Below are 24,235 nucleotides of genomic sequence, written 5' to 3'. Positions count from 1 at the left end.
GGTGACGTACTGCAGGCATCCCGCCACGGCCCTCAGTACCTCGTCGATCCGCAGGCGTGCGGCACGTCTCCAAGATCAGCTCGACTGCCAGCGTCGCACGCAGCGTGATTCGCTCGGGTTTCAGCGACCCGATCGCCCATTCGTGCTCATACCGGTCGCCGCGTCGCGCGGCGAGGCCGTTGTACGCCAACCGCACGACGTCGAGCACTTGGGACATCAAGCAACTGGTTGGCGATGTCGTTCAGCCAGGCAGCTGCCGGGCATTACGGGCACGATGATTCTCCCGACACTTAATCGGGCGTCTCCCACGGTCACCTGGGCGACCTGGACGCCGGCCAGATCCACACCGGCCTCAACCGCCTGGCCGCGCTAATCCGTTCCCAGCTCTGAGCTCAGCCGCCCAGGCGTCGTACGAGGTCACGCGCCGCCGTGAGGGAGGCCGTGTATTTGCCGGGATCCTCCTGAGCGAGGACCTCGAAGACCGCGACGGCCTCGCGCGCTGCGGTGAGCGCGTCTGGGCGCTTGTCCACGGTTTCGAGGCACATGGCGAGTTCAAAGGCTTCCCGGGCGAACAGGTAGCGGTACGCCGGGCTGCCTTGCAGAAGGGTGTGGTAGATGTCGTGTGCCTCCTGGGCAGCGACCAGCGCTTCCGGGTGGCGGCCGGCGGCGCGGCAGGTGGCTCGGAGGGTGCTCAGTGCCCAGGCGAGTTGGGGCTGGTCGTTGAGTTCGCGGTAAAGGTTGATCCCGTCCTGCGCCACGGCGACGGCTTCGTCGTACAGCGGGACGTGGATCAGCAGCCCTGCAAAGGTGACGCTGGTCTGCGCGAGTGATGCGCGGTAGGCCGGATCGCTTTGGCTCAGTGTGCGGTAGATGTCGCGACAGTTCCGTTGCGCGTCGCAGGCCTCGGCCCAGCGGTTCGCGGTCTGGTACCGCGCGGCGAGGTTGCCGTAGGCCCAGCCCACCCGGTATTGGTCGCCCGCCTGCCGGTAGAGCTCGACTGATTCCTTGCCCGCGGCAATGGCTTCCTCATGCCGGCCGGCCGTGGACAGATAGGCGCCCAGATAGACACAGGTTCCGGCCCAAAGCGAACGGTATGCCGGTTCCGTGGCGGTCAGCTGCTGGTAGAGCTCACGAGCTCGCTGTTGTTCGGTAACAGCATCTGCGGGACGGCCTGCGCTGTTCAGGATGGAGGCGAGAATGGCCGTGGCCCAGGCGATCTGCGCGTTGTCATGGGTCGTCTCGTAGGCCGCGACAGCGCGGGTCGCGGACTGAATACCCTCCGAGTCCCTGCCCGCCGACTGCAGGTAGATCCCGAGGAACAAGGCGGAGTGGGCCCAGCGCTGGATGATCGTCGGCCGCCATTTGAGGACCCTGGTGAACAGAGCGAGCGCCTTCTGCTCGCAGTCCACAGACTCCGGGTGCCGACCGGCCTGACGGTGTTCGTTGGCCTGTTCGGACCATTCCTCGGCCTCCCGCATCCAGGCGTCGAGCTCGGCGTCGCCCGGCGGCTTGACCTCGGGTGGGACGCCGCTGGGCGAGAAGAGCTCGGTGATCGCTACGAGCTCCAGCTCGACATCGGGCTTTCCGGCCGGTATGGCTTGGCCGACACCGCCGGCCACCAGAACCCGGCCGTCGGGCCGCAGGACCGCCGTGCCTTCGTAGCGGCCTGCCATCATCCCCGGGGTACCCATCCAGGTTCGGGTATCCGGGTCGAACAGGACCGCGTTGCCGAATCCGCACAGGACACTGGCCTCGTCGGTGCCACCCAGCACGAGGACTCGCCCGTCGTCGAGGCCGATCGCAAGGTGGCGGCTGCGTCCGGCCGGCATCGGTTCAGCATCTTGCCAGAGGCCGGTCGCCGGATCGAACCGCTCGGTCGAGGCAAGGCTGTGCCCGTCGAAGACCGGGCCGTTTACAACGCCGTACGCCGATCCGCCGGTGGTCAGAACTGTGCCGTCGGCCAGCAGCGTCAACTGGTGCGCGAGGCGTGGGGACTGCATCGAGCCGGTGGCAGTCCAGCTGTCGGTCACCGGATCGTAGATCTCGCAGAAGGCCAGACTCGCCCACTCGCTGTCGCTGGTGCCGATGAACCCGCCGGCAACTAGGACCCGGCCGTCAGCCAGCAGCACGGCCTGGTGATTGGAGCGTCGGTCGGTCATTGGTGCGACACGGGCCCAGGTCTCGCTCGCCGGGTCGTAACGCTCGACCGATCTGAGGCTGCGGGTGGTCTTGCTCGGGAGTGGTGACTCGCCCCCCGCGACCAGGACGGTGCCATCGGTCAGCAAGGTCGCGGTGTGGGCGAAGCGTGGGTCGGCGAGCGATGCAGTGCTGCGCCACTTGCCTTCTTCGAACACCTCGACCGAGCCGGTCGCCGGTGGCGGATAGCTGTAGGCACCGGGAATACCGCCGATTGCGAGGACCGCGCCGTTCAGGTCGTCGATGCGGTCGGTCAGCAGGGTCAACGTGTGCAGTCGCCGCCCCTCGGCCAACGACTCGGCCGCGGACCAGGTCAGGGTGTCCGGATTGAACACAGCGGCCGCAGCGACGGTCGTCCACGCGGTGTTGGCCCCACCGACGATCAGAACGCGACCGTCCGCGAGGACTGTGGCTGCCTGCTGCGAGGCGATGCTCTCCGGCGGCAGCTCACCGGCCGGGCTCCAGATTCCTGCACTCATCGCCACGCCTACCGCCACATCAACTCCCAGGACTCAGTGCGATCGAGCTACGAGTCTGCTGACACCGGCGTCGCCGCCGCTACACATGACGGCCGCTACGGCTCGTAAGTGCCTACTCACGGTCCTGAAAGGGCACACCTGCCCTGCCGTCGTTGTGACCCCCCCCAACGCGCCACGAGACTGTGCGCATTGCCGGTGGATCAAAGGACGGTCATGCAGATCAGCACTTCGGATGGCGCGCGCAACGTTGTTGCAGGACGGCTGAGCCAAGCCGATGGCAGACCGGTCGGCGGTCGGCAGATCAGCGCCGCAGCCCGAGGCCTCCGATCCGAGCAACCACTCGGTACGGCGACCACCGACACCGACGGCACCTACCGGATCGAGTACCCGGCCCTGGATTCTCCGTTCGACCTGATGCTCCAGGTGCACGACGGCGACGAGACTGTCCTCGAGACGCTGCAGTACTCGGCCGGGCCGGACGAGGCAGTGGACCTGGTCCTGCCGGCCGTCGGGGGGTCCGAGTACGACGCGGTGCTCGCCAAGGTGCGTCCATTGCTCGATGGTTCGGCGATTTCGGAGCTGCCGGACGACCAGGCGCATGCCGACATCGACTTCCTGGTCAGAAGCAGCCGCGCCGAACCGGGCCAGATCCGGCGGCTGGTGATCGCGACCCGGCACGCCGAGACGACTGGGTTACCCGCCGCCTGGTTCTACGAGTTGCTCCGCCTGGGCCAGCCGGCGGATCTTTCCGAACTCGCCGCACGGCCGGCGTCGAGCCTTCAGCCGGCGTCAGGTTCGGCAACCGAGGCGGTGGCGGCTGAAGGCGACCTTCCTGGACGGCTGCGGGCATGGGCGGTGACGGCGGCCGTCAACCCACCGGACGGGGCACCGCTGACCCCGACCGGGGAGTTGTTCACGCTTGCGGTGCCCGACGCCGCCGAGCGGGAGCAGGTCTACGCGGCCTATCTCGATCACGGCGGCGAGCTCGCTCCGCAGTGGGATGCGCTGGCCGCCGATGAGTCGGTGGCGTCGCACGTCGATCGCCTGCGGCTTGTTCTGCAGCTGGGGCGGCTGACCGGCAACAATCTCCCGTTGGTCCGGGAGCTCCTCAACCGCTTCGATGACGGGCAGCTCACCCATCCGCGTGACCTGGCCGCAGTCGACTGGACGAGCCTCGTGGCCGCGACGGCCGCCGTACCGGCGGAATTCAGCGCCGCGACGACCGACTACGCGAAGGCTATGGAGTCGCGGGTGGCCGAGGCTTATCCGACGGCCTACATTGCGCACCGGCTGGCGACCGGTCCAGACGACGTCGATCCCGCGTCGACCCGGTTCCTGGCCGGCAATCCCGAGTTCGACCTGATCACCACACCGGTCAATGCCGAGACCGTGCCGGACGCGGAAGCACGGTCCGAGCTGGCCGAAATTCAGCGCGCTTTCAAGATCGCCCCTCAGTTCGACAAGATGCAGGCGTTGCGTCAGGGTGGCCATGACTCCGCGTACTCGGTCGCGAATATCGACAAGAGCGTCTTCGCCGAGCAGCTTGCAGACAGGCTCACCGAGGACGAGGCGCACGCGGTTCACGCCCGGGCGACCTACGTCCACGCGACCGCCGCCAACATTCTGGCGGACGTGCGGACCGCCGCGCATTTCGACGTACCGTGGCTGCCGAAGGCGGAGGCATTCACCAAGCAGGTGCCGAACTGGGAAGAACTCTTCGGCCCGGCCGACTACGGGAGCTTTCCGGAGAGCCGGTCCGTCCACAGCCAGGCGGCGTACTTCGTCGACCTACTGTACTTCCTGCGCAGGCTCCAGCCGCCGCCGGGCCTCGCGGCTGACGCAGTCTCCGAAGGCTGGGTGTCCGACACACTGAAGGCGCGCCGGCCCGACTTGTGGGACATCCAGCTCAGCACCGAGAACACTGAGCTGACCCTGCCGTACGTCGATCTCGTCAACGAGCTGCTCGAGTCGGCCGTCGTCCCTGAGGCGCCCATTCCGCCGGCGCAGCGGCAGAGCAGCGGAACGTCGGAGCAGCTGCGCATCCAGCCGCAGCACGTGAATCCGCGGGCTTGCGGGAAGCTGCGTACCGCTGTCTACCCCTGGAATCTGCCTCTCGACCTGTGGCGAGAGCAAACCAACGCCTACCTCGGCCACCTGGGGACCAAGCGCGAGTCGATGCTCGAGATCGTCGGCGTGGCTCCCGAGTTCCCCAACCTGCTGACCGACGAGCGGCTCGGACTCGATTCGGTCGCGGCGCAGATCATCGCGGGCGAGTCGATGGCACGGACGCTCGCGGAGTTCTACGGACTGCCGGCGTCCACTCAGCCGCAGCAGCTCGTCGACAAGTTCAAGGTGGTCCGGGCCCTGCTCGACACGGCCGGCCTGCGCTCTGCGGAGCTGACCGAGCTGCTGGACACGCGCTTCGTGAACGCCGGCGGGGCGTTGTCGGTGAAGGCGGATCCGCTGCACCCCTACAGCACCCCACTGATGACAATCGAGGGCCTCGACCCGAATGCGCTCGAGCGGCTGCATCGTTTTGTCCGCTGGCAGCGCGCGCTGGGTTGGACCGCCCACCGGCTCGACCGCGTCATCCAGGCCTGCAACAACCAGGGCCGGCTCGACCGGATCACGCTCCGCAGCGTCGAGGGTCTCCGCCGTCTCGGGCAGCGGCTCAACCTCACCATCGAGGAGACCCTGGTCTTCTACAACGACCTTGAGACCCATCAGTACGGCGAGAGCGCCGAGTTGCCGCCGTACGACCAGATGTTCCTGGACCCGACCGTCGTTGCCGTATCCGAGGGGATGCCGAATCCGTTCGCGCTGCGGCCGGACCGGACCGAGCTGGCGGTCATCGGCGACCTGGACGATCCGGCGGTCACCTCGGCATTGCTCGGGATCCTGCAGGTGACTGACGAGGATCTCGCCGCCCTGGTCGACGGTCCGCGGGCGGTGACCGCGTCGCGTCAACTCAACCTCGAACATCTGTCTGCGCTAGTTCGTACCGTCTCGTTGGCCAGGTCGCTCTCGCTCGGCATCCCGGATCTGCTCCGCTTGATCGAGCTGTCCGGCGACGGCGGACCGTTCCCGGTCCACGGCGACCGAACCGTGGTCACCGAGACCGAGCTCGCCGCTGGGCTGCCGATGCTGCCGTCGGTGACCCAGCCCGTGCCGACGTTCCATAGCGGGTCCGAGAGCGAGCTGGCCGGTGGCGTTCCGATGCGTCCGCCGAACGGCATCGGTGATCGCACCGTGCTCCCGACAGATGCCTCGGTCACGATCACCGAGCAGTTCCTCGATGCGGTCGACGCGATTCGTGCTGCTGGGTTCACCGTCGCCGAGCTGGACGCCGTACTGGCTGCGAGCCGGGTCGCTCACGATGGTCCGATCGCTGACGACGATGCTCTGGCCGGGACGCTGACGACATTGCGTACTGCGTTGCAGGCGGTCTACCAGCAGACGGCTCGGACCACAGACGACACCGGCGAGAACACTCGCAAGCTGCTGACCTTGCTGGACTGGGATCCGACGCTGGCCCAGGAGGCGGTCGGAACACTGCTCGGCACGGTAATCTACTCGGCCGGGCTGAAGGGCCTGGCGGACACTGTCGTGTTCCCCAGCACGATTCCGGTGCGCTACAACGCGACAGAGGAGTTGCTGCAGTTCACCGGGCCGATGACCAACGAGCAGCGCGACGTCCTCAACGGACTGCTGCCTGGTCATCTCGACGTCGTCCAAGCGCTTTACCAGGCACCTAGATCCTTTGTCGATCGGCGGATGAAGGCGTTGCGACTGCCGGTCTACTCCACGCCGTTGAACGCGATACCGGCCGAGTACCCGATGCCGCGGGCCTTGGCCGGCAAGGTCTACTTCGACATCGATGACCGGACGCTGAAGTGCCGGGGCTATCTGTCGGATGCCGACGTGGCCGCTTTGCTCGCTCCGCAGGGCGAGTTCGCTGCCGTCAAGGCGGCCGTCGAGGAGCTGCGGAAGGTCCAGGAGACACCACTGGCCGACAGCGATCCGAACCGTTTCCTGACGACGACGGACCGAGAGGCACTCTTCGACCTGTCGAAGGTCACGCCGGCGGATCGGTTCCACCTGGTCCTGGGCAAGCTGAATCCGGTCGTTCGCCGGACGCTCAGCGAGACCACGGTCAAACAGCATGTCGGTCAGGCTGCCGGTCTGGACGCGGCGAGCGCCGACGTGCTGCTCGGGACCTGGTTGCGGGCGGCATCCGGTTCACTGGCGCTGCGGGACTTCCTCGCTCCGGCCTTCGTGGGCAGCGATCCCGCCGTACCGATCAAGTGGACGACCTTCGGGCAGCAGCTCACGACGCTGACCCTTGTGCATCGGGTAGCTCTGATGCTGGCCAAGCTCCGGGTGACGGCCGCCGAGATCCCGTTCCTGTTCGCGTACGCCGAGACCGGGGCGTGGCTCGACCTCAACTTGCTCCCCGCCGCGCCGATCATCGGGGCTGCGCCGCTGTTCGGACGCTTCATCCGGCTGCTCGACCTGATCCGGCTCCGCGAGTCGATTCCGGGCCGGGACCGCACCTTGCGGTCCGTCTTCACTGCCGCGCTGGCTGCGGACGCAACGAACGAGAAGGTGGTCACTGCCGTCAGTACGGCGACCGGGTGGCCGACCGGTGATGTCGGTCGGCTTGCCGGCCAGCTGAACCTGGCGGTCCCGGCACGCTTCGCCGATGTGAGCTCGCTGCTCCGCCTGCTGGCCGCGGTCGGGCTGATCCAGCAGTTGGGTACGTCGGCAGAGCGGATCGTCCCGTGGTTGCGGGCAGACCTGACCGCCGAGGCGGCTCAGACGGCGTGGCGCACGGTCAAGGCCCACTTCACGAGTGCTGACTGGCCGGCCGTGGCCGCGCCGATGCAGGACGCGATCCGCGAGCGGCAGCGTTCAGCGTTGGTGGCGTATCTCGTGGCCAACCCGTTGCGCGCGAACGACGGTACGCCGTACTGGCGCGACGCGAACGGGCTGCACGACCACTTCCTGCTCGACGTCGAGATGGGCCCGACGCAGCTCACGTCCCGGATCGCCCAGGGGATCTACAGCATCCAGCTCTTCGTGCAGCGCTGCCAGCTCAACCTCGAACCGGTGGTGATCGGTGCCGGTGGCGGGGTCTGGGAGCAGTGGGCGGGGATGAAGCAGTACCGGCTGTGGGAGGCGAATCAGAAAATCTTCCTCTACCCGGAGAACTACTTCGAGCCCGACCTGCGGCCGGACAAGTCGCCGTTCTTCGCCGAGCTCGAGACCGACCTGATGCAGAAGGAGATCACCACCGCCACCACCGAGACGACCTTCCGCCAGTACCTCGAGAAGCTGTCGGACGTCTCGCGCCTGCAACCGGCCGCCATGTTCCTGGACGGCTACCCGAACTGGCCGGGCAACACTCTCCTGGTGATGGCCCGCGACGATGCGACGCCACGCACGCACTACCTGCGGCGATGGGTCAAGCGGAGCTACTGGACGGCTTGGGAGAAGGTCGAGCTGGACATCGACAGCGAGGCAGTGGTCATGAGCATCTGGCGCAACCGCCTCTTCCTGTTCTGGCCGACCGCCAAACCGGTGACCGCCCCGCCGCCGTCGATCAGCGCCCAGAACACGATCACCGCGCCACCGCAGACGTGGGAGATCCTGCTGAACTGGAGCGACTACCGCGACGGCAAGTGGTCCGGTAAGAAGGTCAGCCGCGAGCGGCTGAACAGCAACATCCCGTACCCGGAAGGGTACGGGCCGGAACTCTACGACGGTTACAAGGAATACCTCTTCGATCCGTCCTCGAGCTTCAAGTACACCTTCCACTCCGGTGTCGATGCTTATAGCGGAGACCCGGTGGTGTGGTGTCACTACAACCGCGCGATCGATACCCGGAAGCCGGGATCGGGACCGATTTCGACTCGAGCCTTCGGCCGGTTCCTGCTCAGTCGGCGGCACGGCTCGATCACGACGGATCCGCTGTGGATGTATCCCTTCGACGCCGCGCCCATTTTCCGGCGGAACGACCCGGACCATCTGACGGAGAACGAGGGCCGGCAGTGGGCCGGCTGGCTGTCCGGGACCTATGCGTTCGACAACGACAACGAGCAGGCGGGTGGCTTCCCGTATGTCTCCATGCCGTACGGGGACAATGACGTCTTGGTCCTGATGAAAGCGCCGCTGACGCAGCCGTACCGGATGCAGCGTCTGCTGCAGGCCTGGCCTGCGAACGAAGACCAGGTGGTGTCCTACCGCGACGACAACCGGACCTATCTGACCCAGCTGAAGGGGACGCTGGAGGGCTCGCAGGCCCGGTACGAGTTCATGCCGTTCTACCACGCGCATGCGGGCTACCTCCTGGGCGCTCTGAACGCCTACGGGACGGATGCGATGTTCAACCGGGAAATGCAGCTGTATCCGCAGAACTACAACCCGTCCGAGGATTTCGCGACACGTTATGACCCGTCGGGCTGGGTTCTGCAGCCCTATCCCGAGGAGAACATGGAGTTCTCGCTCGGGGACGCGTACTCGCAGTACAACTGGGAGCTGTTCTTCCATGCGCCGTTGCTGATGGCCGGGCGGCTCGGTACGAACCAGCGGTTCGCCGAGGCGCAGGAGTGGTTCCACCGGATCTTCGATCCCACCGATCAATCCGGTCTGGATTCCCCACAGCGGTTCTGGCGGACGAAGCCGTTCGTGCTGATGTCGACCGATCCCGCCGCCGAGGACAACTACAACAAGCAGCGGATCGAGGAGGTCCTTCGCCGGGTTGCCGCAGGGATCCCGGCCGACACGACCGCGGTTACCAGTTGGCTGGAGAACCCGTTCCAGCCCGACGTCGTCGCGCGGATACGGACCACTGCGTACCAGAAGGCCGTCGTGATGAAGTACCTGGACAACCTGATCGCCTGGGGCGACCAGTTGTTCCGCCAGGACACGCTCGAGTCGATCAATCAGGCCACGCAGCTCTACATCCTCGCGTCCCAGCTGCTCGGCCGTCGGCCCGACGAGGTCGAGGACCGTACGCTGCCGGCGCCGAAGAGCTACACCGAGCTGATCAACAACGGGCAGTCGATCGCCTCGGCGCTGGTCGGGGTGGAGAACCTGCTGCCGAAGCTGGCGGGGGAGGTGCCGCCAGCGATCGCTCCGGGGCTGGGGCAGGGCTGGCTCGACTACTTCCGGATTCCCCGCAACGAGAAGCTCATCGGCTACTGGGACACGGTGGCCGACCGGCTGCTCAAGATCCGCAGTGGCGAGAACATCGACGGCGTACGGCGTACTGTCGCGGCCTTCGGCGCGGTGATCGATCCGGCGGTCCTGGTTCGCGCTCTCGCGTCGGGTGCCGATCTGGCTACGGTCCTGGACGACATGAGCGCTCCGCTCCCGCACTATCGGTTCGCGCCGATGCTGACCAAGGCCAAGGAGCTGACCGCCGAGGTGAAGATGTTCGGCGGTGCGTTGCTGGCGGCCTTGGAGAAGCGCGACGGAGAGGCGATCGCGCTACTGCGGTCGAGCCAGGAGATCGCCGTACTGGATGCTGCTCGGCAGGTCCGCGACAAGCAGGTAACCGAGGCAGCCGAAGCGCTCGCCGGACTGCAGAAGTCCCGGCTGATCACCGAGGACAAGCTGGCGTACTACAGCGGCCGGGTGCGGATGAACCCCAAGGAGGTCGCCCACACCAACCTCGCGTCGTCCGCGCTCATGCTGCAGGAGACGGCCGCGATGATCGACATGACCGGCAGCGTGCTCGCGTTCTTCCCGGAGCTCAAGGTCGGCTTCCCGACCACGATCGGTGCCTCGTTCGGTGGGAGCAACCTCAGCAACGCGCTCAAGGGTGTTGCTGGTTCGCTGCAGTCCATCGCGGGCGCGATGAACAGCCGAGGAGCGCTGGCCCAGACCCTCGGCGGATACGACCGGCGCTGGGACGACTGGCAGTTCCAGGTGGGCCAGGCGAAGCTGGAGCTCGAACAGCTCGACAAGCAGATCGCGGCCGCGACGGTGCGGCACGCGATCGCGGCGAAGGAGCTGGAGAACCACGATCTGCAACGGTCGAACACGAAAGAGCTCGACCGGTTCATGCGGGACAAGTACACCAACCAGGAGCTGTACGACTGGATGGTCGGGCAGCTGTCGGCGTCGTACGTCCAGGCGTATCAGCTGGCGTACGACGTGGCCAAGCGGGCCGAGCGTGCGTACCGGCACGAGCTCGGCGTGGACGACTCGAGCTTCGTGAAGTTCGGGTACTGGGACAGCCTGCACAAGGGTCTGCTGGCCGGGGAACGGCTGGCCTCGGACCTGAACCGGATGGACGCGGCCTTCCTGGATGCGAACGTCCGCGAGCTCGAGCTGTCGAAGCGGATCTCGCTCGCGCAGATCGATCCGAAGGCACTGCTGATGCTCAAGGAGACCGGCCGCTGCTTCGTCACGTTGCCCGAGGCACTCTTCGATCTGGACGCGCCGGGGCACTACCTGCGGCGGATCAAGAACGTGTCGGTCACGGTGCCGTGCGTCGCCGGGCCGTACACCGGGGTGAACCTGACCGCGCGACTGCTGAGCAGCACAGTCCGGGTGGACTCGCGGCTGACCGACGGCGGCTACCAGCGCAAGCCCGGAGACACCCGCTTCCGCGACTACCCCGGTGCGATGGATTCGATCGTCACGAGCACCGGGCAGGACGACTCCGGGCTGTTCGAGACCAACCTGCGCGATGAACGGTTCCTGCCGTTCGAAGGTGCGGGTGTGGTCAGCGAGTGGCAGTTGTCGTTACCGGACAAGTTCCGGCAATTCGACTACGAGTCGATCACCGACGTCGTACTGCATCTGCGCTACACCGCTCGCGACGGCGGCAACGCCTTGACGCAGCCGGTCGTCAACGAACTCGACAAGGCGCTGAACAGCTGGATCCACGCCGGTGGTGGCAAGGGGCTGTTCCGTCTCTTCAGTGCGCGGCGGGAGTTCGCCGACCAGTGGAGCCGATTCCTCGCGCCGGCTCCGGCCGCGACGACGGCCGCTGTTACGTTCACGCTCTCGAAGAGCCGCTTCCCCTCACTGTTCCGCGACCAGCGCTTCAAGCTCAAGGACCCGCACATCGTTCTGGTGCTGTCGCATGAGCTGATCCGGGACAGCTCGAAGCGGTACGTCGACTGCTACAGCACGAAGGTCAAGGCCAAGCTGACTGCACCTGGGGTCACGAAGAACCCGGAGCTGATCGCAGACCCTAACCTGGCGCGGTTGCCGCGAGGTGCGACGCAGGGGGTCGAGGTCGAGCTCAAGCAGACCGACCAGGAATGGACCGTCACGCTGCCGACGGCCGGCTGGGACCCCAACATCTTCAGCGACGGACGTTTCAATCCGGAGGCGGTCCTGGACCTGCTTCTGGTCTGCCAGTACCAGCTGCCCGAGGAGAACTGATCATCATGCTGTTTCCGCTCAGAACACCGCGCGGAGCGACGGCGGGCACCGAGGCAGTGGCCGAGCCGGCGGGTGGCTGGGCACCAGCAGACCCGATGCCGGGCACCGGATTCTGGGCCCAGCCCGCGGATGTCGCCGTACTGCTGGACACCGGATCGGTGCTGCTGGCGGGAGGCGAGGACGGTCGGCGAAACGCACTCAACACCGCTTCGCTGTTCAACCCCGTCGACAAGACATGGGCGCCTACCGGTGCCTTGCAAACCAGCCGGCGGTTGCACACGATGACCAAGCTGGCAGGCGGCAGCGTGCTGGTCACCGGCGGCGTCACGGGACCCCTGGGATCTCCCGTTCGCGGCCTGGCCTCGGCTGAGCTTTACGAGCCGGGCGCGAAGACGTGGTCGCCGGTGCCGGACATGCACGAAGCACGCTTCTCGCATTCGGCCACGCTGCTGCCCAACGGGCATGTTCTGGTGGCAGGTGGCTGCGCGGAAAGGTCGTCCGATACGCGCCGGGCGCTGGCCTCGGCCGAGATCTACAACCCGATCGAGCGCAGCTGGACCAAGGTGAAGCCGGCGATGACAGACGGCCGGTTCGGGCATCCCGCGATCCTGCTGAAGGGTACGAGCAAGGTGCTGGTGGTCGGCGGCATCGTCCCCGCCGGTCCCGGGCAGTACGCCGCCCTCGGCTACTGCGAGATCTATGACTTCGACAAGGACGCCTGGACCCCGACCGGCAGCCTGGCCACGCCACGCAAAGGTCATCAGGCGACGCTGCTCGACAACGGCAGCGTGCTGGTCACCGGTGGAGACATCGTGGGCGTGCTCGGACAGGACTGGACGATCAGCCCGTTCAGCCAGAACAGCACCGAGCGCTACGACCCGGTAGGCGGGAGGTGGTCGCCCGACACCCCGATGACCTGGGGACGCAGTCATCACCGCGCCGTGCGCCTGGGCTCGGGCAAGGTGCTGGTGCTCGGCGGAACCGACGACGGCACCTTCGACATCGGCTACCGCAACGCGGCGGTCTACGACCCACGCCCCAAGACCTGGGCCGACGCCGGCCCGATGGCGGTGGGCCGCTGGGCTCCTGCGGTTCTCGGACTCGGCGGCGAGTCCGTTCTGGTAGCCGGCGGTATCGTGCGGTCGGGCGCCGCCGCACCGACCATCGGCGAGGACCTACTGACCGACACCGCCGAGGTCTACACATCGTGAGTATCGAGTCGACATCGATCGCCGCCGGGAGTTGGAGCACCGCCGGCGACCTGCCGGTCGCCATGGAGTGGCAGGGCCAGTACGACGGCGCCGTACTGCTGGCCGATGGTCGCGTTCTGATCGCCGGCGGATCTGGTCCGCAGTACCGGGCGATGGGTGCGGCGGCTCTGTTCACCCCCCGCTCGAACAAGTGGTTGCCGACCACCTCCCTGAGCCACGAGCGCGCGCTCCACAGCCTGACTCGGCTGACCGACGGAACGGTCATCGCAGCTGGTGGCGGTGGAGTTGGGGCCGGGCAGTTTCCTTCCGTCGGTCTGAAGACGGTCGAGCGTTTCAACCCGGTCCTGGAGAAGTGGACCCCGACCGGCGAGCTGATCGAGCCACGGCTGTCGCATTCCGCCACCTTGCTCGCGGACGGCCGCGTCCTGGTCGCGGGTGGGCTGACCGTGCGGTCGCCGGATTCACAAGGTACGACGACCTCGGCGGAACTGTATGACCCGATCGCCGGAACCTGGTCCACCACCGGTGCGATGACCGACCCGCGGTCGAACCATCAGGCAGCGTTGCTGCGCGACGGCCGCGTGCTGGTGATCGGCGGCCAGCGGTACACCGGAACCGGCGACGTCGCCAACCTGGCCCTCTGCGAGATCTACAACCCGAGCACGGGCCTGTGGACCCCGACCGGGAGCTTGACCAGCCCTCGCAGCCTCCACACCGCAACCCTGCTCCGCGACGGCACAGTGTTTGTCACCGGCGGCGGTTGGCCCGGCATGGTCGCCGACTGGGCCTACAACGCCCACAGCGACTGGACAACCGAACGCTACGACCCCGCCACTGGCCGCTGGAGCCGAACCGAGGACCTGCCCAGCGCCCGAACATTCCACCGAGCTGTTGCCCTCGGCTCCGGCCGCGTCCTTATCGTTGCCGGCGGCAACGGACCCACCCTGTACGCCGGGTACCGCAGCACCGCCGTCTACGACCCCATCAATCGCACCTGGACCCCCGGCGCCGGCCTCCACACCGGCCGCTGGGCCGCCACCGCAGCAGAACTCACCGACGGCCGCGTCATCGTCACCGGCGGCATCGAAAACCTCGCGTGGGACCAACCCATCGACGAATCCACCCTCACCCCCAGCACAGAAATCCTCACCCCATGAACACCAGCGGCCGGCAAGGATCACCGGCGAAGACGGACGAACCCGGCACCACCTCAGCAGAGCGCGATCGGCCGTCGCTGTCGTTGCCCAAGGCAGGCGGAGCCATCCGGGGGCTGGGTGAGAAGTTCAGCACCGACAGCGTGACCGGTACGGCGTCGCTGTCCCTTCCGATCCCTTTGACTCCGGGGCGCGGCGACCTCACCCCGCAACTCGCCTTGAGCTACGACTCGGGCGCCGGCAACGGTCCGTTCGGCCTGGGCTGGAGCTGCGGACCGGCGTCGATCAGCCGCCGTACCGACAAGGGTGTTCCGCGCTACCTCGACGACGAGGACGTCTTCCAGCTCACCGGGTTCGAGGACCTGGTCCCCACCCCGACCGTCCGGAACGAGGGTGACTTCGTCGTACGGCGGTACCGGCCGCGGACCGAAGGTGCGTTTGCCCGGATCGAGTGCTGGCGGCATGTGTCCGGCGACCTACATTGGCAGGTGACGACCCGGGACAACGTGACCAGCATCTACGGCCGTGATCCGGCTGCCCGGATCACGGACCCGGCCGATCCACGGCGGGTCTATCGATGGCTGCTGGAACAGACCGCTGACGACCGCGGCAATCTCGTCCGCTACGAGTATAAGGCCGAGGACGGCGCCGGGGTCGATCTGTCGGCACCCGCCGAGCGGCACCGCAGGACCTGGTCGCAGCGTTACCCGAAGCGGATCCGTTACGGTAACGCCCGTCCCGGGGAGGCAGCCGATTTCCGGTTCGAGGTCGTGTTCGACTACGGCGACCATGCCGGTGCCGCACCGGCTCCGGACACGACGGTGCCCTGGCCGCTCCGCCTCGACGCGTTCTCGACGTACCGTCCGGGTTTCGAGGTGCGGACTTACCGGCTCTGCCGCCGGATCCTGACGTTCCATCGCTTCGGCGAGCTCGGACCCGATCCGGTGCTGGTTCGGTCGACCGACCTGGACTACCGGGCCGACCCCGCGCTGACCGTCCTGACCACAGTGACCGAGCGCGGCTACCAGCCCCGGGCGGGTGGTGGCTACTCCACCGCGTCGATGCCGGCCCTCGAGTTCGGCTACAGCGAACGGATACTGACGGCCGAGCCACGTCCGCTGGTGACCACGCCGGCCTGGCTGAACGCCTCGGAATCCCGATGGGCGGACATCGACGGCGAGGGCATCTCCGGCATCGTGACCCAGGCTGACGGTGCCTGGTACTACCGGTCGAATCTTGGCGGCGGCGTACTGGCGCCGACGCGCCCGGTCGACACGCTGCCCGGCGGTGCGACACCAGCTACGTTGATGGATATCGACGGTGACGGCCGGGAGGACGTCGTACGACTTGCCGGCTCGGCACCTGGGTTCCACCGGCGGACCGGCGACGGCTGGTCCGATTTCCAGGCCCTCGACGCACTTCCGACGCTGTCGGCCACCGATCCGAATTCGCGGTTCGTCGATCTCACCGGTGACGGGCTGGCGGACCTCCTGGTGACGGCGGACGACGGTCTGCGCTGGTACCCGTCCCTCGGAACCAACGGGTACGGCGAACAGCGAACCGTCGCTGCGGCAACGACCGAGGAGGACGGTCCTCGACTCGTCCTGGCCGATCCGGAGCAAAGCGTCTACCTCGCCGACATGACCGGTGACGGCCTGACCGATCTGGTCCGGATCCGCAACGGCGAGATCTTCTACTGGCCGAACCTTGGCCACGGCCGGTTCGGCCCGAAGGTCGCGATGGCCCGGCCGCCGCACTTCGATCACCCGGACCGGTTCGATCAGCGCCGGATCCGGCTGTTCGACATTGACGGTAGTGCGCCGACCGACCTCGTCTACCTCGGACCGGACGGCGTGCAGGTGTGGTTTAACCAGTCGGGCAACGCATGGAGTGCGGCGCAGCCTCTCGGCGCGCTGGTCGCCCCGGACCTGACTGCTTCCGTCGAGGTGACCGACCTCCTCGGCCGGGGGACCGGCTGCCTGGTTGTCGCCGAGGCCTCGCCCGATGGCGAGGCCTCGATCCGCTATCTCGACCTGATGGCCGTAGGGAAGCCGCACCTGCTGACCACGATCAACAACAACCTCGGCCTGCGGACGACGATCGGCTACGAATCCTCCACGTCGTTCTACCTGGCGGACAAGGCGGCCGGATCGCCTTGGCTGACCCGGTTGCCCTTCCCTGTGCACGTCGTCGGATCGGTCGAGACCCACGACGTGGTCGCTGACACCCGGCTGCTCACCACGTATCGCTACCGGCACGGCTACTACGATGGCGTGGAACGGGAGTTCCGTGGTTTCGCGTACGTCGAGCAGCGGGATGCGCCGGCCTACTCGGCCGGCACACCGGACCCGCTCATCCAGCCGTCGGCTCTGATCAAACGCTGGCAACACGTCGGCTGGTACACCGGCCGGGAGGCGATCTCGCGCCAGTTCGCCGGGGAGTACTGGTCGGCCGACGCGCTGCTGCCCGACACCGTCCTGCCGGCCGGGTTGTCCACCGAAGAGGAAAGGCAGGCCTGCCGGGCGCTACGCGGTCAGGTGCTCCGTGAGGAGATCTTTGCCGAGGACAACGTTCCGCTGGTCTCGGACAAGCCCTATCAGGTCACCGAGCACAGCTACCAGGTTCAGCTGCTCGAACCCGCACGGGGTGGATATGCTGTCCTGCACGCCTCGCCCGGACAGACGTCGACCATGCACAGTGAACGCGCGGCCGGCGATCCACGGATCAGCTCCGAGGTCGTCCTCGAGGTCGATGCCTGGGGCAACGTTCGCCGGTCGGCCTCGGTCGCCGCCGCGCGCACGCCGGTCGGCGAGTCCGAGCAGAAATCGACGCACATCGTCTACACCGAGTACGAGGTGATCAACGATGTCGACGATGCGGGCCGTTGGCGCATCGGGTTGCCGACCGAGACTCGCGAGTACGAGATCGGCGGCGTCGACCCGGTGTACCTCGCCGATGGCATTCGCGACACGGTCGAGATCCCGTACCACCACGAGCTGTCCGGATCGCCGGAGCGGCGGTTGATCGGGCGGACCATCAGCACGTATCAGCACGACGGGGCAGAGCTGCCGGCCGGGCAGGCCGCCGTACCGGCGCTGCCGTTCCGTACCTACCGGCAGGCCTTCGCGTCCGGTCAGCTCGAGTCGCTGTACGGCGCTCGGGTCGACGACCGCATGCTGACCGAGGGCGGCTACTGCCGGCGGGACGAGTCGGGCGACTGGTGGGCGCCTTCCGGCAACCAGGTGTTCGACGCCGCCCACTTCTACCTGCCGGTCGGTTCGGTGGATCCGTTCGGTGCGACCTGGACGACGGCGTACGACGAACCGAACTGGCTGCTGCCGGTCCGGACGGTGGATCCGGTCGGAAATGTCGCCCGGACCGAGATCGACTACCGGGTCCTGCAACCGTGGCGGCTGACCGACCCGAACGGGAACAGTGTCGCGCTGCGGTTCGACGAACTCGGCATGGTCACCGCGACCGCGACCATGGGCAAGGCCGGCGAGGGAGACACGCTGAACGACCCGACCATCAGGCTGGAGTACCACCTGGACGTCGTACCCGCCTATGTGCACTCCTTCGCCCGCGAGCAGCACGGCGCGGCGGACAGCCGCTGGCAGGAGTCGAAGGTCTACTCCGACGGGACGGGGCGTACGGCGCTGACCAAGGTCCAGGCGGAGCCAGGCGCTGACGGCGTTCCTCGCTGGGCCGGGACCGGCCGAACGGTCTACGACAACAAGGGCAACCCCGTCAAGAAGTACGAGCCGTACTTCTCCGCTGATGATGGATACGACCCGGAGTCCTCGGCTGGAGGCGTCACACCGATCAATTGGTACGACCCACTCAATCGGCTGATCCGCACGGACCATCCGGACGGCACCATCTCTCGCGTCCGTTTCACCGCTTGGGACCAGGAGGAATGGGACGCCGGGGACACAGTGCTCGACAGTCGCTGGTACGTCGAGCATCATGGGACCCGGGCGGCCGAGCTGTCCAGTGCCTACTCGGCCACGCCGACTCGGGAGCGGCTGGACTCGCTCGGCCGGTCGTACCTGACCGTCGCGGACGACAAGCCGGTCGGAGAGTTCGAGACTCGGCTCGAGTTGGACATTGAAGGCAACACCCGAGCGATTGTGGATGCGCGCGGGGTCCGGATGCTGGAGCAGCGGTTCGACATGCTCGGGCATCCGGCGGCTGTGAAGAGCGCGGATGCGGGCGAGAGCTGGACTCTGGCCGACGTCAACGGGCAGCCCTTCCGGGTGTGGGACGCCGGCGTTCTGCGCCGTTGGACCTGTGACGAGCTTCGCCGCCCGACGCATGTGTACGTCGACGACCAGCTGCAGGTTCGTTCGTTCTACGGCGAGCGGGCGGGCGATCCGGCGGCCCGGAACCTGCGGACAAGGCCCTACCTGGTCTTCGACGGTGCCGGCGTGACGCGCACGGCGTCGGTCGATTTCAAGGGCAACACGTTGATCTCGGAGCGCCGGCTCTGTCAGGACGCGCGGCAGGAGCCCGACTGGCAGTCGTTGGCCGCGATCGCCGACCCCGAGGCCGCGGTCGCCGCGGCGGTCGAGTTGCTGGAGGCAACCACCTTCCGCACGACCACGGCGTACGACGCTCTGGACCGGCCGGTCCTCGTGACGGCGCCGGACGAGAGCCGGATCCGCCCGTCGTACAACGAGGCCAACCTGCTGGAACGCACCGAGATCGCCGTACGGGGTGGTTCGTGGCAGCTCTGCATCGCCGATGTCGACCACAACGCGCGCGGGCAGCGAACCCTTGTACAGCTGGCCTCTGGTGTGCGCACGGAATATGAATACGACCCGGAGACCTTCCGGCTGACATCGCTCACCTCGACCGGTGGCAGCCGTCTCCTGCAGGCACTGACCTACACCTACGACTCGGTCGGCAACGTCATCGAGATCGACGATGCCGCGCAGCAGACCTTGTTCTTCGCGAACACGGTCGTCGAGCCGAGGCGACGCTACGAGTACGACGCCCTCTACCGGCTGGTGCGGGCGGACGGCCGCGAGCAGATCGGCCAGACCACTGCGCCACCCGGACCGGACGACCCGGTTCGCCGGCCGCTCCCGCATGTCAACGATCCACAGGCGATGCGGCGGTACCAGGAGAGCTACGAGTACGACCCGGTCGGCAACTTCGTCGCCATGGCCCATCAGGCCAATGGCGTGGGGACCTGGCGCCGCGACTACGAGACATTTGCCGACAGCAACCGTCTCCGGACGACCAACACCTCCGAGACCTACTCCCACGACGTCTCCGGGAACCTGACGTCGATGCCCCACCTCACCGAGCTGACCTGGAACGTCAACAACCGGCTGACGCGCGTCGACCTCGGGGGCGGCGGCACCGCCTACTACCAGTACGACACGACGGGTCAACGCGTCCGCGCCACGATCGAGAACGCCGGCACCACCGACACCCGCATCTACCTCGGCGGCACCGAGATCTACCGCCAGACGGTCACCGGCCGAACCCGCCGCGAGGAACACACGCTCCACGTGATGGACGGTAACCACCGAGTCGCCCTGGCCGAAACCGCCACCATCAGCAACGGTCAACCGGTGCCCTCGCCACGCACGGTCATCCGCTACCAACTGGCCGACCACCTGGGCACCGCCACCGTGGAAACTAACGAGACCGGTGCCCTCCTTACCTACGAGGAGTACCACCCGTACGGCACCACCTCCTACCACTCCAGCGCCGACGCAAGCACGAAGCGCTACCGCTTTACCGGCAAGGAGAAAGACGTCCGGACCGGCCTCTATTACCACGGCGCCCGCTACTACATCCCATGGCTGGCTCGATGGCTGAGCCCTGACCCAGCAGGCCTCGCGGCGGGCCCCAACGCCTATGCCTACGTCCGCGCCAACCCGGTGCGGCTGATCGACCCCACCGGTGGGATCGACCACGAAGCGCAGATCTGGCTGTCGGACCAGAAACAGTTCACACAGCTCGTCCGCGCAACGCCTGGCGGCGACGGCTTCCCCCGGTATCTGCGCCCAGCGGTCCAGAATCTCAACTACGCCTTCGGTCCGCCCGGACGCCGCGTCGATGTCGGGCATCTGGGCAAACCACTCTCGATGCAGCAGGCCGGGGAGATCAGTCCTGCGGGGCTGGAGGAGCGGACTGCCAATCGCGCCAAAGGGGGTGGTCCGGAGAAGACCCAGGCCGGCGCGGCCAGGGCCTCGGGTCAGCAGGTCAGAAAGGATCGAGTTCAAAGCAATCCGCCGAAGAACTGGAAAGATACTCCGAAACCGGGAACCGAGACCTGGGTCAACGAGTTCGGTAAGAACTACAAGCCACCGGCAGCCGCACCACCCGCGGCCGCACCGGCGGCATCCACACCGCCCGCGCCGGCCGCCGCTGCCGAGTCCCCTCCCACCGCTCAACTCGAACTCCCGGACAAGCCCGCCAAGGCGACCAGCATGGGCGACGTGAAGGTGGCAGAGCAGGCAGCCGCCGAGGCCGAGGTGGTGGGTGCCCGGGCAGCCGCCAATGCGTCAAAGGCCGAAGCCTCTGCCGCCCGTTCCGCGCGCGCCGCGCGTTCCGGGGCTCGCGGTGCGGCATCGCTGGGAGTTCTGCTGGAGATCGGCGGGCTCGCGCTGACCGCCTACTTCGTTTACAGGGAAGTGAAGAAGGGTGACTACAAGGCAGCCGGCTGGGAAGCCGCCAGCGTCATACCTCAGATCGCGGTCGGCAGAGCCGCCATGGCGGGAGCCGAGGGTAGGGAAGAGCAGGTACAGCAGTTCAAGAAGACCTACTCCGACCAGGAAGCGAGATGGATGCTCAAGCCCAAGCCATGAGCAACTTCACGTTCGGTTGGTGCGGAGGCCGAGGAACGACGTCGCGGTCATGACTGCCGCGATGGCCAGGACGGCTGCGGCTGGTGGTACGTGGTGGGTGAGCAGGGCGAGGGTGAGCAGGGTCGCGATCGTGGGCAGGTACCAGGTCGCGATCCTGCGGAGTGGGACGCGGAGCAGCCGGCCGCCGAGGAAGGCGTTGTTTGTCAGGTAGAGCGCGAGGCCCGCGCAGACCAGGCGCAGGCCGAGGACGTGATCTGGGCCGGCGATCAACTGACCCAGGCCCGCGGCGACGGTCATGACGCCGGCGACGCTCAGGAAATGCCCCAGAACGAAGCCCTGTAAGGCGATCCGGTACGCCTGCTCAGGCCGTGCCCGCAGCGCCACCTCCGCCGCCGCGGATCCGAAGTCGAAGTACAACCACCACACGACCGCCAGCAGCACGAACGCGGCGACGCCGTCCACGACGACCTCGGCCGTAACGTGGTCGTGCGCCATACCGACCACGATCTGCGCGACACCCTCGCCGAGCGCGATGATCGCGAACAGCCCGAACCGCTCCAGCCACGAGCCCGCAACTCCACGAACCGCTGCCGAGCCGACGACAGCGGACGCCGCCCAGGCCCAGATTGACTGCTCGTAGGATTTGGCGCATGACCCGCACTGTGGTGATCAGTGGTGGAGGAACAGGTATTGGCTTGGCTACCGCGGAGGAATTCGCTGCGGACGGCGACCAGGTTGTCCTCCTTGGAAGACGCGAAGGTGTGCCAGCCGAGGCAGCCGATGGCATCCCGGTTGCCACCTACTTCCCGGCAGACCTCCGCGATCCGAAGGCTGTTCGTCGGGCGGCCGACTTCATCTCGGAGCGGCATAAGGTTGTAGATGTACTCATACACAGCGCCGGTGGCAGAGGTACTTGAACCACTATTCGAACACTCCGATCCGTTGGACGCCATCGCGCATTACTGGTCCCTCAGCTTCAGCCTCAACGCCCTGACTGGGGTACTGCTCACCGAAGCCCTGAAAGACCGGCTGACATTTCCCGGAGGCCGTGTGCTGTTCATCAGCTCGATCTCGGCGTACAGGGGGCAGGGAGAGTGTCGTACGGCGCTGCTAAGGCCGCACTTCACCCGTACGTCGTTGCGCTGGCGCGGGAGCTCGGACCGGAGGGAATCACCGTCAACGCCGTGGCTCCGGGACTAATCAACGACACGCCGTTCTTCGGTGAGCCGATGAACGACGCCCGGCTGCGGGCACACACCGCGGAGACTGCGACCGGCCGCATCGACGTACCGCGCGACGTGTCGCAGACTCTGCGGTGGTTGGCGTCCGAGGATGCCGGCCACATCACGGCCCAAGTGATCCAGGTGAATGGCGGCGCACAAAGCAGCCGTTGAGTCGTTCCGGCGGTAGCCCCGACGCTGCTGGAGGAAGCGGGGAGCGAGGCGGCTCCTGCCACCGACAGGGGAGACGGTGACAGGAGCCTGGTTCCCCACTGCTCCACGGCACGGTGAGGCGTGCGGCGGAGTTGGAGGGCGTGACTGACGCGGAGGCGGAACTCAGCACGTCAGCCGCGCCGGTCTAGGTCGGCTGCGAGCAGGCGTCGCGAAGGTCTGATTCGTCAGAGTCAAAAGGATCCGGGTCGAGCCAACGAATCTCCGACGCTCCAAGATGGCCATCGACTGCGAGCAGGTCGTAGATACCAGGCCACACTGTGATGCGCGGATGCTCCCCGAGCCAACTGGCCACAACGCACTGCTGCCCGTCGCGGTTCGGCGGGAACTCCACGATGAGGGCGACGACCCCCGTCCCGCTGGCACCGGACGGATCGCGGTAGCAATAGAGCTCGCCGCGGCGCACTACTCTCGCCCCTTGCCAAGGTCGTGGACGACGTCACCGATCATGGCTGCGGCGAGGACGACCGTAACGATCACGAGGCCCCACAGTTGGGGGATCACGCTAGCGCCCCTGTTCCCTTGCGGTTGCCTTCAGCAACTGCTGGGTTGAACCAAGCTCGCACGCGCCGCTGCTCAGACCTAGCCTTCTTGCCCACCCTGGGCACTCCTTCGTCGGTTTGCGGATCACTCGACGGCAATGCCGAGCGTGCCTCAAGACTGGCGGCGACGCAGCGGACAGCAGAACCCTATCCACGGACATTTACGGACATTTCGTGCTATCGTCCGACCAGACATTTACAGACATCTACCCATGGGTAGGGGTGCGGGTGAACGATGTGCTTCGGCGCGCGATGTACGACGCGGGCCTCACCGAGGTGGACTTGTCGGCGGAGCTGTCCATCGATCCAAAGACTGTCCGCAATTGGCTCCAGGGCCAGCTGCCTCACCCCGGCAGCAGGGCTTCACTGACTAGGTTGCTGGACGTCACCGCCGAGGTGCTCTGGCCGGAGCTCGAAACGGCGTCAGGACATCGCAGTCGGCCGGCAGATCTCGCGGGCGCCTACGCTCACCGGCGTGCCCTCAAGCGGGGCGACTGGTTAGCTCTACTTGGCGGAGCGAAAGCGCATATCGACATAGTTGCCTACAGCGCGCATTTCCTGCTAGCAGATCCAGAGGTGATCCAGAGGTTGCGCGACCGGATGGCCCAGGGTGTTCGGGTGAGGATCACGCTCGGCAGTCCGTCCAACTCTGAGGAGCGGCCTGCCGAGGAAGAGCTCGGAGAAGACCTCAGAACATTGGTTGCTGACTCCGTGCGTAACTTGCAGCCGCTGCTGAAGCTCGACGGCATAGAGGTGCGACTGCATGGTGAGGTGTTGTACCAGTCGATCTACCGCGCCGATGACCAGGTTTTGATCAATCAGCACGCCTACGGTGTGCCGTCGGCGGAGTCACCTGTCTATCACTACCGTCGAGCAGATCCCGGCGAGCTCTTCGACGCATTCCTCGAGAGCTTCACGGCCGTTTGGTCGGCAAGCGACCGCGTCTAGGGCTCAGACATTTGCCCGTCTGGAGACT

The 24,235-nt window shown here is 66.9% G+C and carries 9 protein-coding genes; 7 read left to right on the top strand and 2 right to left on the bottom strand.

Going from position 1 to position 24,235, the window contains the following annotated elements; translation table 11 throughout:
• Positions 1–392: 392 nt before the first annotated feature.
• Positions 393–2,675, bottom strand: coding sequence for a kelch repeat-containing protein (locus tag ABZ004_RS29785; RefSeq protein ID WP_355684390.1), 2,283 nt, complete (start codon positions 2,673–2,675; stop codon positions 393–395).
• Positions 2,676–2,888: 213 nt separating this feature from the next.
• On the opposite strand from ABZ004_RS29785, the gene ABZ004_RS29780 reads away from it, so the two are divergent.
• The 4 genes from ABZ004_RS29780 to ABZ004_RS29765 are packed head-to-tail and all read left to right on the top strand — an operon-like array spanning position 2,889 to position 21,266.
• Positions 2,889–12,077: a neuraminidase-like domain-containing protein gene (locus ABZ004_RS29780; protein WP_355684389.1), complete on the top strand. Its 9,189-nt coding sequence runs from the start codon at positions 2,889–2,891 to the stop codon at positions 12,075–12,077.
• A 5-nt stretch (positions 12,078–12,082) separates the two neighbouring features.
• Positions 12,083–13,288 carry a kelch repeat-containing protein gene (locus tag ABZ004_RS29775; protein WP_355684388.1) on the top strand — a complete coding sequence of 402 codons (1,206 nt, stop codon included), beginning with the start codon at positions 12,083–12,085 and terminating at the stop codon, positions 13,286–13,288.
• Complete coding sequence (locus ABZ004_RS29770; RefSeq protein ID WP_355684387.1) at positions 13,285–14,445, top strand: kelch repeat-containing protein; 1,161 nt, start codon at positions 13,285–13,287, stop codon at positions 14,443–14,445. Before ABZ004_RS29775 ends, ABZ004_RS29770 begins: the two co-directional genes overlap by 4 nt.
• Positions 14,442–21,266 carry a SpvB/TcaC N-terminal domain-containing protein gene (locus tag ABZ004_RS29765; RefSeq protein WP_355684386.1) on the top strand — a complete coding sequence of 2,275 codons (6,825 nt, stop codon included), beginning with the start codon at positions 14,442–14,444 and terminating at the stop codon, positions 21,264–21,266. Before ABZ004_RS29770 ends, ABZ004_RS29765 begins: the two co-directional genes overlap by 4 nt.
• A 6-nt stretch (positions 21,267–21,272) precedes the next feature.
• Here the strand turns inward: ABZ004_RS29765 and ABZ004_RS29760 are convergent, their stop codons facing one another.
• On the bottom strand, positions 21,273–21,827 hold the full coding sequence (locus ABZ004_RS29760) for a low temperature requirement protein A (protein WP_355684434.1): 555 nt from the start codon (positions 21,825–21,827) through the stop codon (positions 21,273–21,275).
• Positions 21,828–21,916: 89 nt separating this feature from the next.
• On the opposite strand from ABZ004_RS29760, the gene ABZ004_RS29755 reads away from it, so the two are divergent.
• From ABZ004_RS29755 to ABZ004_RS29745, 3 genes are all read left to right on the top strand, one after another.
• A complete protein-coding gene (locus ABZ004_RS29755; RefSeq protein WP_355684385.1) occupies positions 21,917–22,183 on the top strand; it encodes an SDR family NAD(P)-dependent oxidoreductase in 267 nt (88 codons plus the stop codon).
• Positions 22,184–22,189: 6 nt separating this feature from the next.
• On the top strand, positions 22,190–22,660 hold the full coding sequence (locus tag ABZ004_RS29750; protein ID WP_355684433.1) for an SDR family oxidoreductase: 471 nt from the start codon (positions 22,190–22,192) through the stop codon (positions 22,658–22,660).
• An 827-nt stretch (positions 22,661–23,487) separates the two neighbouring features.
• Positions 23,488–24,207 carry an XRE family transcriptional regulator gene (locus ABZ004_RS29745; protein ID WP_355684384.1) on the top strand — a complete coding sequence of 240 codons (720 nt, stop codon included), beginning with the start codon at positions 23,488–23,490 and terminating at the stop codon, positions 24,205–24,207.
• Positions 24,208–24,235 lie beyond the last annotated feature (28 nt).

It is taken from the genome of Kribbella sp. NPDC006257 (assembly GCF_040613535.1).
In the GTDB taxonomy this organism is placed as follows: Bacteria; Actinomycetota; Actinomycetes; order Propionibacteriales; family Kribbellaceae; genus Kribbella.
Note: the sequence above shows the minus strand (reverse complement) of the source record. Positions and strands in the feature narration are given on the sequence as shown.

Excerpts from the sequence above, each read along its gene's own strand:
- ABZ004_RS29785 (WP_355684390.1), bottom strand. The coding sequence starts at position 2,675 with ATGAGTGCAGGAATCTGGAGCCCGGCCGGTGAGCTGCCGCCGGAGAGC.
- ABZ004_RS29780 (WP_355684389.1), top strand. The coding sequence starts at position 2,889 with ATGCAGATCAGCACTTCGGATGGCGCGCGCAACGTTGTTGCAGGACGG.
- ABZ004_RS29775 (WP_355684388.1), top strand. The coding sequence starts at position 12,083 with ATGCTGTTTCCGCTCAGAACACCGCGCGGAGCGACGGCGGGCACCGAG.
- ABZ004_RS29765 (WP_355684386.1), top strand. The coding sequence starts at position 14,442 with ATGAACACCAGCGGCCGGCAAGGATCACCGGCGAAGACGGACGAACCC.
- ABZ004_RS29755 (WP_355684385.1), top strand. The coding sequence starts at position 21,917 with ATGACCCGCACTGTGGTGATCAGTGGTGGAGGAACAGGTATTGGCTTG.